Annotated in this window: 14 protein-coding genes; 9 read left to right on the forward strand and 5 right to left on the reverse strand. The window is 72.5% G+C overall.

Features of this window, described 5'->3' with window-relative positions:
- Positions 1-639 (reverse strand): hypothetical protein, encoded by a 639-nt coding sequence (locus tag BTM25_RS26890; protein WP_205648298.1) that lies wholly within the window; start codon positions 637-639, stop codon positions 1-3.
- A 234-nt stretch (positions 640-873) separates the two neighbouring features.
- On the opposite strand from BTM25_RS26890, the gene BTM25_RS26895 reads away from it, so the two are divergent.
- Entirely contained in the window at positions 874-1,350 is a 477-nt protein-coding gene (locus BTM25_RS26895) for a hypothetical protein (protein WP_103566053.1), read from the forward strand.
- A gap of 91 nt (positions 1,351-1,441) precedes the next feature.
- Here BTM25_RS26895 and aceA read toward each other — a convergent pair whose 3' ends face one another.
- Positions 1,442-2,725: an isocitrate lyase gene (gene aceA, locus BTM25_RS26900; protein WP_103566056.1), complete on the reverse strand. Its 1,284-nt coding sequence runs from the start codon at positions 2,723-2,725 to the stop codon at positions 1,442-1,444.
- 150 nt (positions 2,726-2,875) lie between these two features.
- On the opposite strand from aceA, the gene BTM25_RS26905 reads away from it, so the two are divergent.
- From BTM25_RS26905 to BTM25_RS26935, 7 genes are all read left to right on the forward strand, one after another.
- A complete protein-coding gene (locus BTM25_RS26905) occupies positions 2,876-4,312 on the forward strand; it encodes a helix-turn-helix domain-containing protein (protein WP_103566060.1) in 1,437 nt (478 codons plus the stop codon).
- Positions 4,313-4,531: 219 nt separating this feature from the next.
- Entirely contained in the window at positions 4,532-5,509 is a 978-nt protein-coding gene (locus BTM25_RS26910) for a glucosyl-3-phosphoglycerate synthase (protein WP_103566062.1), read from the forward strand.
- A 155-nt stretch (positions 5,510-5,664) separates the two neighbouring features.
- Positions 5,665-6,891: an acyl-CoA dehydrogenase family protein gene (locus tag BTM25_RS26915; protein WP_103566065.1), complete on the forward strand. Its 1,227-nt coding sequence runs from the start codon at positions 5,665-5,667 to the stop codon at positions 6,889-6,891.
- Positions 6,892-7,025: 134 nt separating this feature from the next.
- Entirely contained in the window at positions 7,026-7,466 is a 441-nt protein-coding gene (locus tag BTM25_RS26920; RefSeq protein ID WP_103566565.1) for a phage holin family protein, read from the forward strand.
- On the forward strand, positions 7,463-7,771 hold the full coding sequence (locus tag BTM25_RS26925) for a DUF3618 domain-containing protein (protein ID WP_103566067.1): 309 nt from the start codon (positions 7,463-7,465) through the stop codon (positions 7,769-7,771). The genes BTM25_RS26920 and BTM25_RS26925 overlap by 4 nt, the downstream gene beginning before the upstream one ends.
- Entirely contained in the window at positions 7,768-8,682 is a 915-nt protein-coding gene (locus BTM25_RS26930) for a YihY/virulence factor BrkB family protein (RefSeq protein ID WP_103566070.1), read from the forward strand. The genes BTM25_RS26925 and BTM25_RS26930 overlap by 4 nt, the downstream gene beginning before the upstream one ends.
- Positions 8,683-8,821: 139 nt before the next feature.
- Entirely contained in the window at positions 8,822-9,205 is a 384-nt protein-coding gene (locus tag BTM25_RS26935; RefSeq protein ID WP_103566072.1) for a nuclear transport factor 2 family protein, read from the forward strand.
- Positions 9,206-9,274: 69 nt separating this feature from the next.
- Here the strand turns inward: BTM25_RS26935 and BTM25_RS26940 are convergent, their stop codons facing one another.
- Positions 9,275-9,472 (reverse strand): hypothetical protein, encoded by a 198-nt coding sequence (locus tag BTM25_RS26940; RefSeq protein WP_103566075.1) that lies wholly within the window; start codon positions 9,470-9,472, stop codon positions 9,275-9,277.
- A gap of 256 nt (positions 9,473-9,728) precedes the next feature.
- Between BTM25_RS26940 and BTM25_RS26945 the strand changes: the two genes are divergently transcribed.
- Complete coding sequence (locus BTM25_RS26945) at positions 9,729-10,364, forward strand: TetR family transcriptional regulator (RefSeq protein ID WP_103566076.1); 636 nt, start codon at positions 9,729-9,731, stop codon at positions 10,362-10,364.
- Between the two features lie 37 nt (positions 10,365-10,401).
- Here BTM25_RS26945 and mctP read toward each other — a convergent pair whose 3' ends face one another.
- Together mctP and BTM25_RS26955 are read right to left on the reverse strand one after the other, a co-directional pair.
- A complete protein-coding gene (mctP, locus tag BTM25_RS26950; protein WP_103566079.1) occupies positions 10,402-12,018 on the reverse strand; it encodes a monocarboxylate uptake permease MctP in 1,617 nt (538 codons plus the stop codon).
- 4 nt (positions 12,019-12,022) lie between these two features.
- On the reverse strand, positions 12,023-12,247 hold the full coding sequence (locus BTM25_RS26955) for a DUF3311 domain-containing protein (protein ID WP_103566082.1): 225 nt from the start codon (positions 12,245-12,247) through the stop codon (positions 12,023-12,025).
- Between the last annotated feature and the right edge of the window lie 177 nt (positions 12,248-12,424).

The following is a 12,424-nucleotide window of genomic DNA, read 5'->3' on the forward strand; positions in this document are numbered from 1 at the left end:
TCAGCTCCTCCGGGCGGTGTCGCGGGCGGGCTCGGCGGACTGGATCGGGCTGTCGGGGCGCGTGGCCTCGGCGGGCCGGACCTTCGGCGCGTCGGCGCGCTCGCGCTCGGGGACGGCCAGCAGGTCCTCCACCAGCGCGCGGTAGTGGACCATCGCCTGCCGCAGGTCCTCGGTCGAGGCGCCGCCCCCGGCGGCGCGGGCCCCGAGGGCGTGGCCGCGCCGGTAGTGGTCGAGCGTGCGGCCGTGCTCGACCGACAGCTCGCGGACGTTGGCGTCGAAGTCGCCGGTCGGGTAGCCGCGCTCGGTCATGACGACGGTGACGAGCTTGTCGGCGTCGGCGACGGCCGCGACGGGCTCGTCCACGAAGCGCTCCTGCAGCCCGGTCCACCAGGCGCGGTACTCCTCGCGCCGGGCCGGCTCCAGCTCGCGCAGGTCCAGGTCGCGGTGGTGGCGCTCGCGCTCCATCAGCTCGTGCTCGGCGCCGGCGCGGCCGTTGTGGCGCTCGACGGCGCGGTCGTACTCGGTGCCGAAACGCGACCTGAGCCGGTGGGTGCGGGCCTGGCGCCAGAGCAGATACCCGAGCCCGGCGAGGACGGCGGCGGCGATCACGATGACGACGACCATGAGGGCGGTCGGCATGGGGGATCCCTCCTGTCGGTGTGACGTCCGGATGGACCTTGCGCCGATGCCCTGGTCAAGGGAAGGTAAACCGACGGAGCGCACGTGGCCTCCTCAGCAGGGAGAACACGGACGCACCGGAGGAAATGACGGATAAGTCGGGATGTACTGCGCAAGTCGCGCGGGTCGTGTTCTGATGGACCGTCGACCGCCCCGAGGGCCGGGTCCGCGGCCCCCTTCGAGAGGTGATGCGTCGTGCGCCACGCCTTCGGTCTCGTCCTCGGCCTCCTGCTGACCCCCGCCCTGCTCTACGGCGCCGCGTGGGGCTTCGTCCAGGCCGGGAGGTCCTTCGACGCGCTGGAGGGGGCGGTCACCGACCCGCGGCGCCTCTACGGCTCGTTCGCGCTGCTCGCGGCGGCCGGGCTCGTCGTCGGCGTCATCGTCGTCGCGCGCTGGGCCTCGCCGCTCGTCTCGTTGGTGCCCGCGCTCGCGCTCATCGCGCTGTCGGCGTACTTCCTCGCCGACCCGGCCGGCGCGCTGGACCTGCCCGGCCGCGTCCCGCCCGGCGGCGCGCTCGACACCGGCCTGCAGGCTCTGCTCGGCTCCGGCGTGGACGCGCTGCTCGGCTTCGCGCTGCTCGTCCCGGCCTGGGCGCCCGGCCGCTGGGGCGGGCGCGGCGCGGACGGCGACGCCGCCTGGCACGAGCGCGCGGCCGGGGCGCACGGCCGCTGACATGCGGAAGGCCCCTCCGGGGTGTAGGTGCCGGAGGGGCCTTCCATCCTCAGGTAAGCCTTGAGGACTGCACCGGATCAGATCCGGCGGATCAGTGGAACTGGCCCTCTTCGGTCGAGCCCTTGAGCGCCGTGGTGGACGAGTCCGGGGCGATCGCGGTGCTGACCTGGTCGAAGTAGCCGGTGCCCGACTCGCGCTGGTGCTTGACGGCCGTGAAGCCGCGGTCGGCCGACGCGAACTCGCGCTCCTGCAGCTCGACGTAGGCGGTCATGCCGTTGCGGGCGTAACCGTAGGCCAGGTCGAACATCCCGTGGTTGAGGGCGTGGAAGCCCGCCAGCGTGATGAACTGGAACTTGAAGCCCATGTGGCCCAGCTCGCGCTGGAACTTCGCGATGGTCGCGTCGTCCAGGTGCGCCTTCCAGTTGAAGGACGGCGAGCAGTTGTAGGCCAGCATCTGGTCCGGGTACTCGGCCTTGACGGCCTCGGCGAACTTGCGCGCCAGCTCCAGGTCCGGGGTGCCGGTCTCCATCCAGATGAGGTCGGAGTACGGCGCGTAGGCCTTGGCGCGGGCGATGCAGGGCTCCAGGCCGTTGCGCACCCGGTAGAAGCCCTCGGAGGTCCGCTCACCGGTGATGAACTCGCGGTCGCGCTCGTCCACGTCCGTCGTGATCAGGGTCGCGGCCTCGGCGTCGGTCCGCGCGATGATCAGGGACGGCACGTTGGAGATGTCGGCCGCGAGACGGGCCGTGTTGAGGGTCTTGATGTGCTGCGAGGTCGGGATGAGGACCTTGCCGCCGAGGTGGCCGCACTTCTTCTCGGAGGCGAGCTGGTCCTCCCAGTGCACGCCCGCCGCACCGGCGGCGATCATGCCCTTCATCAGCTCGAACGCGTTGAGGACGCCGCCGAAGCCCGCCTCGGCGTCGGCCACGATCGGCGCGAGGAAGTGGGTGTCGCCCTCGCCCTCGGCCCACTGGACCTGGTCGGCGCGCAGCAGCGCGTTGTTGATGCGGCGGACCACCTGCGGCACGGAGTTGGCCGGGTAGATGCTCTGGTCCGGGTAGGTCTGGCCGGCCAGGTTCGCGTCGGCCGCGACCTGCCAGCCCGACAGGTAGATGGCCTTGAGGCCGGCCTTGACCTGCTGGACCGCCTGCATGCCCGTCAGCGCGCCGAGCGAGTGGACGTAGTCCTCCTCGTGCAGCAGCTTCCACAGGCGCTCGGCGCCGAGGCGGGCCAGCGTGGCCTCCTCCTGCACCGAGCCGCGCAGCCGGACGACGTCCTCGGCGGAGTACGTCCGCTCGATGCCCGCCCAGCGCTCGTCGGTCTCCCACTGCCGCCGCAGCTCGTCGGCTGCGCCCTTGAGGCGACTGTCGCTCATCGCATTGCCCTTCTGTGTCGTCCCCTGGGTGCTTGTCCATGACTATGCCCCGAAATCTTGGCATCAAGAAACCCGTAGGTAACGAAAGAACTGCGATATTTCCGCTACCATCAACCCATGACGACCTTGCGGCCAGAAGAACCCCTCAACTTGACGAGTGACGTCGATCTCGTCACCTTCGGGCAGCGGCTCCGTCATCTCCGCCGCTCGCGGGGGATGACCCTCTCCGACCTGGGCGGACGCGTCGGCCGCGCCCCCTCGCAGCTCTCGCTGCTGGAGAACGGGCGGCGCGAGCCGAAGCTGTCGCTGCTGCAGTCCCTCGCGTCCGCGCTGGACGTCCCGGTCGAGGAACTTCTGCGCCGCCAGCCGCCGAGCCGCCGCGCGCAGCTGGAGATCGCGCTGGAGGAGGCCCAGCGCGACCCGCTGTACCGGACGCTCGGCCTGTCGCACCTGAGGGCGGGCAAGCGGCTCCCCAACGAGGTCATCGAGCATATTCTCGCGCTGTACGGAGAACTGCGCCGCAGCCGCACCAAGCCGACCGCGAGCCCGGAGGAGGCCCGCAAGGCCAACGCCGAGCTGCGCCGCCAGATGCACGAGCGCGGCAACCACTTCGCCGACATCGAGAAGGTCGCGGCGCAGACTTTGGACGCGGTCGGCTACCGCAGCGGCGCGGTGTCGCAGGGGACGCTGATGACGCTCGTCGGGCACTTCGGGTTCGGGCTCCAGTACGTCAAGGACCTGCCGCGCTCGGTCCGGTCGATCACCGACCTGCGCAACCGGCGGATCTACCTGGAGCGCGAGCAGCTCGGGATGCACACGCCGCGCACGATCCTGCTCCAGACGCTCGGACACATCGCGCTCGACCACGACCAGCCCCGCGACTTCGCCGACTTCCTGCGCCAGCGCGTCGAGGCGAACTACTTCGGCGCGGCGATCCTCATGCCCGAGCGGGCCGTCGTCCCGTTCCTGCAGGAGGCCAAGGCCGCGCGGGAGCTGTCCGTGGAGGACCTCGCGGACGTGTTCTCGGTCTCCTACGAGATGGCCGCGCACCGCTTCACCAACGTCGCGACCCACCACCTGGGCCTGCAACTGCACTTCACCAAGAACGACGAGAACGGCACGATCTACAAGGCGTACGCCAACGACGGCCTGGTGTTCCCGCAGGACGAGGACGGCGCGATCGAGGGCCAGCGGATGTGCCGCGAGTGGGCGGGCCGCCACGTCTTCAACGCCGAGGACCGGTTCTCGGTCTACTACCAGTACACCGACACCCCGACCGGGACGTACTGGTGCCTGTCGCACATCGACCCGAGCCACGAGCGGGACTTCGCCATCACGCTCGGCGTGCGGTTCGAGGACTCGCGCTGGTTCCGGGGACGCGAGACCACCAACCGCGTCCGGTCGGCGTGCCCGGACGGCGACTGCTGCCAGCGTCCGCCGCAGGACCTCGCCGACCGGTGGGAGGGCATGGTGTGGCCGTCGGCGCGGGCGCACTCGCACGTCCTGTCGGTCCTGCCGCCCGGCGCGTTCCCCGGCGTGGACGAGGCGGACGTCTACGCCTTCCTGGACAAGCACGCCACCGAGTAGGGGGCCGGGAGGCGCGGTGCGGAAGATGGCGGCGGTGTGACGGCGCGGGGCGGACGGCCCGGTCGAATCCGGCGTGGAATGACCACTGTGTTGTGCGGGTGTTAACTCTTCGGGTCAGCCGCTTCCGGCCCGTTCCAAGAGGGGGCCATCTGCGATGACATCGGGTTCTCTGTGATCAGGAGCCCGTCAGGGACGTTCGCCCGAAGGGGAGGAGTGCCCATGCTGCCCGAGGCCGCGTCGTGGATGCACCGCCGTACGAGTTGCTCGGCCGACTGGCCGGTCGAGGCGCTGCTCACCGCCAAGGAGACCACCCGGATCAGCGTCGTGCTGCCCGCCCGGAACGAGGAGGAGACGGTCGGCGCCATCGTCGGCGCCATCCGCCGGGACCTCGTCGAGCGGGCGCCGCTCGTGGACGAGATCCTCGTCGTCGACTCCCGCTCCACCGACCGCACCGCGCAGGTCGCGGCGGCGGCCGGGGCGGAGGTCGTCGCGCAGGACGCCGTGCTGCCCGGCGAGGGCCGGATGTCGGGCAAGGGCGAGGCGCTGTGGAAGTCCCTCGCCGCCACCACCGGCGACATCGTCGTGTTCGTGGACGCCGACCTGCGCGGCTTCAGCACCACCTACGTGACGGGACTGCTCGGCCCGCTGCTCGCCGATCCCGAGGTCGGGTTCGTCAAGGGCTGCTACGACCGGCCGCTGATCACCGCGTCCGGGACGGCCGAGGGCGGCGGCGGCCGGGTCACCGAGCTGGTCGCGCGCCCGCTGATCAACCTGCACTGGCCCGCGCTCGCCGGGGTGATGCAGCCGCTCGGCGGCGAGTACGCGGGCCGCCGCGCGCTGCTGGAGCGGCTGCCGTTCGTCACCGGCTACGGCGTGGAGCTCGGGATGCTGCTGGACGTCCTGCAGACGGCGGGCCTGGACGCCATCGCCCAGGTGGACCTCGGCCGCCGCGTCCACTCGCACCAGACGACCGAGGCGCTCGGCGCGATGTCGGGCCAGATCCTGCTGACGGCGTGGTCCCGGTTGCAGCGGCACGGCCGGATGCTGCCGCTGGAGGAGCCCGCCACCGCGCTGACCCAGTTCCGCCGCTCGCCCGGCGGGCACGACCTCCGGGTGAGCGACGTGGGGGTCGGCGAACGCCGTCCGATGATCGAGGTGCCGGAGTACGCGGCGGGCCGGCGGTCGCTCCTGTCGTGAACGAGTGAGTGGCCGCGCCGCGTTCTTGCGCAATTTCCCGACAATCTCGCAGTTCACGCTGCGGAATCCCTGTGACCCTGGCCACGGTGTTACCCGTGGTAACTCGTCCGGGTGCTACCGTTGGTAACACGCGATATTGGAGAAAGGGTCAATAGATGAGCAACGAGGGAGCCCCGTTCTCGCTGGACCTCAGCGAGGACGTCCGCGAGGTTCAGCAGTGGGTCCACGAGTTCGCCAAGGACGTCATCCGTCCCGCCGCGGAGGAGTGGGACGAGCGCGAGGAGACCCCGTGGCCGATCATCCAGGAGGCGGCCAAGATCGGGATCTACTCCCTCGACTTCTTCGCCACCCAGTGGCTGGAGCCGACCGGCCTCGGCGTCCCGGTCGCCTTCGAGGAGCTGTTCTGGGGTGACGCGGGCATCGGCCTCGCGATCGTCGGCACCGGCCTGGCCGCCGCGTCCGTCGCCGCCACCGGCACGCCCGACCAGGTGACCGAGTGGGTCCCGCAGATGTTCGGGACCGCCGACGACGTCAAGCTCGGCGCGTTCTGCGCCTCCGAGCCCGACGCCGGGTCCGACGTCGGCTCCATCCGCGCCCGCGCCGTCTACGACGAGGCCAAGGACGAGTGGGTGCTCAACGGCACCAAGACCTGGGCCACCAACGGCGGCATCGCCCACATCCACGTCGTCGTCGCGTCGGTGTACCCCGAGCTCGGCAGCCGCGGCCAGGCCAGCTTCATCATCCCGCCGAACACGCCGGGCCTGAAGCAGGGCCAGAAGTTCAAGAAGCACGGCATCCGCGCGTCCCACACCGCCGAGGTCATCCTCGACAACGTGCGCATCCCGAGCCACCTCATCGTCGGCGGCAAGGAGAAGTTCGACGAGCGCATCGCCCGCGTCCGCGAGGGCAAGCGCGCCAAGGGCCAGGCCGCGATGAAGACGTTCGAGACCACGCGGCCGACCGTCGGCGCGATGGCGCTCGGCGTCGCGCGCGCCGGCTACGACTACGCCCTCCAGTACGCCCAGGAGCGCGAGCAGTTCGGCCGCAAGATCGGCGACTTCCAGGCCATCGCCTTCAAGCTCGCCGACATGAAGGTCCAGGTCGACGCCGCGCGCCTGATGGTCCACCGCGCCGCGTGGATGGCCCGCAACAGCAAGGACTTCAACGCGGCCGAGGGCTCGCAGGCCAAGCTCATCGCGTCGGAGACCGCCGTGCGCGTCACCGAGGAGGCCATCCAGATCCTCGGCGGCAACGGCTACACCCGCGAGTACCCGGTGGAGCGCATGCACCGCGACTCCAAGATCTTCACGATCTTCGAGGGCACCAGCGAGATCCAGCGCCTGGTCATCGGCCGCACCATCACCGGCCTGCCCATCCGCTGACCCTCTTTCCCAGGGGGGACGAACGTCCGGCGAGGCCCGGCACCGCACGGTGCCGGGCCTCGTCCCGTCTCCCGGCGCATAAGGCCGCCGTATCCGGGCAGGAGCCGGATCCGATGCGCTGGGAGGTGGACGAGATGACTTCGATCAGACCCGACCTCGACGGCCAGGCCCGCACGACGCAGCGCCGGACGTCGGAGGAGAACACCGGCGAGCTGGTGCGCCAGGCCGCGCAGCAGACGTCGGAGCTGCTGCGCGCCGAACTGCGCCTGGCGGTGGCCGAGGTCAAGGAGAAGGGCCGCAGCGCCGGGAAGGGCGCCGGGATGTTCGGCGGCGCCGGCCTGGTCGCGCTGTACGGCCTCGGCGCGCTCGCCGCGGCGGCGATCGCGGCGCTGGCGCTGGTGCTGCCGGTCTGGCTGGGCGCGCTGATCGTGGCGGTGGTGCTGTTCGCCGTCGCGGGCGTGCTCGCGCTCGCCGGACGGCGCGAGACGGCCCGCGCGGTGCCGCCCGTGCCGCAGGAGGCGATGGCGAGCGCCCGCCGCGACGTCGCCGAGATCCGGGAGAGGAGCCACCGATGACCGACGGCCCCGACCTCACCCCGACCGAACTGCGCGCCGACGTCGAGCGCGCCCGCGCCGACCTCGGCGACACCGTCGCGGCGCTCGCCGCCAAAGCCGACGTGAAGGCGCGCGTCCTGGACCGGGCCGAGGGCCTGCGCGACGGCGCCGCCGCCCGCGCCCGGCGGTCGGCCGAGTCCGCGCGGGCGATGGCCCGCGACGACTCCGCCCGCCGGGGCGCCGAGCGGTTCGCGCTGGCGGCCGGCGGCGCGGCGCTCGCCGCCGGGGCCGTCGTGTACGGGATCCGCCGGCGCCGCAGCTCATGACGGCCGGCACCGCCGGAGCGTCCCGGCGGGCGGCCCTGCGGCGCGCGGTGACCGGCTACACGCGCGACGGGCTGCCCGACCGGGCGGCGGCACTGACCTACTACGCCGTCCTGTCGATCTTCCCGGCGATGCTGGCGCTCGTGTCGCTGGTGGGCCTCGCGGGGACCGACACCGTCCAGCACATGATCGACAACGTGCGCCGGACGGCGCCCGCCGCGATCCGGCCCGTCCTCGTGAACGCGCTCACCGACCTGCAGGGCGGGCGCGCGGGCGCGAGCGTCGCCGGGATCCTCGGGCTCGCGGCCGCGTTCTGGTCGGCGTCCGGCTACGTCGGCGCGTTCATGCGCGCGGCCAACGCCGTCTACTCGGTGGAGGAGGGACGGCCGATCTACAAGACGCTGCCGGTCCGCGTCGGCATCACGTTCACGACGCTCGTGCTGCTCGCCGCGTCGGCCGTCATGGTCGTCGTGTCCGGGCCGCTCGCGCGGCGCGCCGGGGACGCTCTCGGCCTCGGCTCCACGGCGGTGACGGCCTGGGACATCGCCAAGTGGCCCGTCCTGCTGCTCGTCGTCGGCTTCGTGTTCGCGCTGCTGTACTGGGCGGCGCCCAACGTCCGGCAGAAGGTCCGCTGGGTGACGCCGGGCGTCGGCCTCGCGCTCGTCCTGTGGCTGATCGCCTCGGCGGCGTTCGCCGTCTACGTGGCCAATTTCGGCAACTACAACAAGACCTACGGCAGCATCGCGGGCGTCATCGTCTTTCTGGTGTGGCTGTGGATCAGCAATCTGGCGCTTCTGCTCGGCGCCGAGTTCGACGCCGAACTGGAGCGCGGACGGGCGATCGCCGCGGGCCGTCCGCCGGAGGAGGAGCCGTTCGCCGAGCCGCGCGACACCCGTGCGTTCGACGGCAGGTGAACCGTCCGCCACGCGTTGACACCCTTGTCATCACCGGACAGCGCGAACGGCCGAAAACCATTCGTTCCGGACAGTTCTCCGTCCGGTGCCCCGTCCTAGACTCCGGGCACACCACCCCTGGACCACGAGGCGGACACCAGTGGCAACAGCCGACGGCACGCTCCGGAAAAAGTCCCCCGAACAAATAGCCCGGCACTATTACACGCTCGTGGACGACGGGGACGTGGACGCGCTCGTCGCGCTGTTCCACTCCGCCGTCCGCTACGAGCGGCAGGGAACGCCCGACATCGACGGGATCGACGCGCTGCGCCGGTTCTACACGGGCGAGCGCGTCATCGACCGCGGACGGCACACGCTCGACCAGGTGCTGAGCGGCGGCGACTGGGTCGCGGTGCGCGGCCGGTTCGCCGGGGTGCTGCGCGGCGGCGAGGCGGTCGAGCTGCGCTTCACCGACTGGTGGCACTTCACCCCGGACGGCCTGGTCGACCGGCGCGAGAGCCTGTTCCCCGGACGCCGCGTCTGAGGGCGGACGTCCGAGGGAGGACGTGCGGGCGCGCGCCCCCAGCGGGGACGCGCGCCCGCGGCCGGGCGCTCAGCCGAAGCCGATGCCCCACGGGTCGCCCTGCGGGGCCGGCGCCGGGACGGCGGCCGGCGCGCGGTCGGCGCGGTGCGCGCGTCCCGCCTCCGGCCGGTCCGCCGCGGCACGGGCCCTGCGGAGCGGACGGCGGCCGGTCTCGGCCTCGCGCGCCTCGGGGCGGCGCGGGACGGTTGCCGTGATCTCGCCGGGCATGGTGCCTCACCTCGTTCTCTGCGACGGGGACGTGGGGGGACCGACGTCGAGTGTGACGGTTGCGCCTACCGAGAGCAAGGAAGATGTAACTGTTTGTATATCGTGTCGCCGGGGCAGGCTTCCACGCGCTCCGTGCCCGGCACCCGTTCGCAGGCCAGGCGGTGTTGTCACCGGGTAACACCCACGAGTAGCGTTCGCCTATGCCTCCGACCCGCCACCGTCCGCGCCCCCGCCGCCCCGCCCCCGGGACGCCGTCGTGACGGGCCAGGGAACGGCGCGCCCGGCCCCGCGCCGCGACCCCGGCCGCCGCCGGGCGCTGCTGGAGGCCGCCGACCGCGTCATCCAGCGCGAGGGCCCGGAGGCGTCGATGGCCGCCATCGCCGCCGAGGCGGGCATCAGCAAGCCGATCCTCTACCGCCACTTCGGCGACAAGAGCGGGCTCTACCAGGCGCTCGCCGAACGGCACACGCGGCGGCTGATCGCGGGCATCCGCACCGAGTTCTCCGGCACCGGCTCGCCGCTCGCCCGCGTCCGCTCCACGATCGACACCTACCTGACGACCGTCGCCGCGAACCTGCACCTGTACCGGTTCCTCATCCACCGCGCGAGCGCCGAGGACGCCGCGACGCACAGCGCGATGAGCACGATGATCCGCGAGGTGAGCCGCGAGCTGGCCGAGGTGCTGTTCGCCGAGGGCGCGATGGTCGACCAGGACCGCGCCTACGTCTGGGGGCACGCGCTGGTCGGCATGGTGCAGACGGCCGGGGACTGGTGGCTGGACCATCCCGAGGTGCCGCGCGAGGTCGTCGTGGACGGCCTGGCCGACCTCGTCCTCGGCGGGCTGTCGGCCGCGTCCGAGGGCCGGGTGCTCGAACTCTTCCAGGACCGCTGACCCCGGCGGCCCGCCGCGCGGACGGGCCGCCGCCGGCTCAGGACCCGGGGGCCGGGTCGAGGTCCAGGTCGCCCACGCGGGGGTCGTCGCGGTCGGCGAGGTAGTCGGACCCGCGTGTGAAGTCCGTCCCGTCCGGCGCCCCGACGCGCCGGAGCACGACCGTCGCGACGACCGCCACCGCCAGGTTCACGGCGAGCGCGAGCATCCCCGCGTAGACGGTGGTCGTCGTGTGCAGCCCGAGATCGTCCAGCGGGTACGCGGCGCCGCCGAAGTGCTCCTTGTGCTTGGCCGGGTTCGGGATCCGGTACAGCATCCACAGGCCGGCCGCGAGCCCCGCGACCCAGCCCGCGAAGAGGCCCCACCGGTGGAACCACCGCGTGAGGAGCCCGAGCCCGACCGACGGCAGGGTCTGCAGGATCAGGACGCCGCCGATGAGCTGCAGGTCGATGGAGAACTGCGGGTCGAGCAGCAGGATGCACGCGACCGCGCCGACCTTGACGACCAGCGACACGATCTTGCTGACCCGCGCCTCCTCCGCCGGGCTCGCGTCCGGCCGGACGAACTCGGTGTAGATGTTGCGGGTGAACAGGTTCGCCGCCGCGATCGACATGATGGCCGCCGGGACGAGCGCGCCGATCCCGATCGCCGCGAACGCCACGCCCGCGAACCAGCTCGGGAACTCCTGGTCGAACAGGACGGGCACGACCGTGTTGGTGTCGGGCGCGCCGCCGTCCGACAGCGGGACGACGCCCGCCGCGATCGCCATGAAGCCGAGCAGCGCGATGAGGCCGAGGACGAAGCTGTAGGCGGGCAGCGCCGCCATGTTCCGCTTGATCGTCCCCCGGTCGCGGCTCGCCAGCGCGCCGGTGACGCTGTGCGGGTAGAGGAACAGCGCGAGCGCCGAGCCGAGCGCGAGCATGGCGTAGTTGACCCGTCCGCTGCCGCCGAGCGTGACGCCGTCGGCGGGGGCCGGGGACTTGGCGAACTTGGCCTGCGCGGCGTCGAACACGTGGCCCCAGCCGCCGAGCTTGGCGGGCAGGTACAGGACGGCCGCGATGACGACGACGTAGATCAGCGCGTCCTTCACGAACGCGATGAGGGCCGGGGCGCGCAGCCCCGACTGGTAGGTGTAGGCCGCGAGGACGGCGAACGCGATGACGAGCGGCCAGTGCCCGCCGACCTCCATCGACTTCAGCACGGCCTCGATGCCGACGAGCTGGAGCGCGATGTACGGCATCGTCGCGACGATCCCGGTCACCGCGACGGCCAGCGCGAGCAGCGACGACCCGAACCGGGCGCGGACGAAGTCGGCCGGGGTGACGAACCCGTGGACGTGCGACACCGACCACAGCCGGATCAGCACCAGGAACACGAGCGGGTAGACGACGACCGTGTACGGGACGGCGTAGAACCCCGCCGCGCCCGCGCCGAACACCAGCGCGGGCACCGCGACGAACGTGTACGCGGTGTAGAGGTCGCCGCCGATGAGGAACCAGGTGATCCAGCTCCCGAACGACCGGCCGCCGAGCCCCCACTCGTCCAGCGTGTCGAGCCCGGGGCCGCGGCGCCACCGGGACGCGGCGAAGCCCAGCCCGCTGACCAGCAGGAACAGGGCGGCGGCGACGGACAGTTCGACGATGTGCGCGTCCGACACCGGCTCAGCCCCGCTTCCGCGTCGCGCGGTACACCGCGACGGTGCACAGGACCCCGACGGGGATGAACGCGAACTGGAGCCAGTAGAACGCGGGGACGCCGCCGAGCTCCGGGCCCTCCCGGTTGAACAGCGGTACGGCCAGCGGGAGCAGCACGGGCGGGACGAGCAGCCAGTTCCACCGGCTCCGGTCGGACCGCCGGGGCGGCTGCTCGGGTGACTGCGAGGACATGGGGAGCGCTCCTCGTGCGTCGGCGCGGCCCGGCGGCGGGCCGCGACTGCGGGACGGGCCGCGCGAGCGTATCCCGGACCGGGTCACGGGCCGGTCTCGGCGGCGGCACGACTCGGCCGCCAGGCAGGCCGACGGGGCCGGAACGGAGGCCCCTGGCGCGGTGACTTGGCCCCGGCC

The organism is Actinomadura rubteroloni, from assembly GCF_002911665.1.
GTDB lineage: Bacteria > Actinomycetota > Actinomycetes > Streptosporangiales > Streptosporangiaceae > Spirillospora > Spirillospora rubteroloni.

Excerpts from the sequence above, each read along its gene's own strand:
- BTM25_RS26890 (WP_205648298.1), bottom strand. The coding sequence starts at position 639 with ATGCCGACCGCCCTCATGGTCGTCGTCATCGTGATCGCCGCCGCCGTC.
- aceA (WP_103566056.1), bottom strand. The coding sequence starts at position 2,725 with ATGAGCGACAGTCGCCTCAAGGGCGCAGCCGACGAGCTGCGGCGGCAG.
- BTM25_RS26910 (WP_103566062.1), top strand. The coding sequence starts at position 4,532 with ATGCTGCCCGAGGCCGCGTCGTGGATGCACCGCCGTACGAGTTGCTCG.
- BTM25_RS26915 (WP_103566065.1), top strand. The coding sequence starts at position 5,665 with ATGAGCAACGAGGGAGCCCCGTTCTCGCTGGACCTCAGCGAGGACGTC.
- BTM25_RS26920 (WP_103566565.1), top strand. The coding sequence starts at position 7,026 with ATGACTTCGATCAGACCCGACCTCGACGGCCAGGCCCGCACGACGCAG.
- BTM25_RS26925 (WP_103566067.1), top strand. The coding sequence starts at position 7,463 with ATGACCGACGGCCCCGACCTCACCCCGACCGAACTGCGCGCCGACGTC.
- BTM25_RS26930 (WP_103566070.1), top strand. The coding sequence starts at position 7,768 with ATGACGGCCGGCACCGCCGGAGCGTCCCGGCGGGCGGCCCTGCGGCGC.
- BTM25_RS26940 (WP_103566075.1), bottom strand. The coding sequence starts at position 9,472 with ATGCCCGGCGAGATCACGGCAACCGTCCCGCGCCGCCCCGAGGCGCGC.
- BTM25_RS26955 (WP_103566082.1), bottom strand. The coding sequence starts at position 12,247 with ATGTCCTCGCAGTCACCCGAGCAGCCGCCCCGGCGGTCCGACCGGAGC.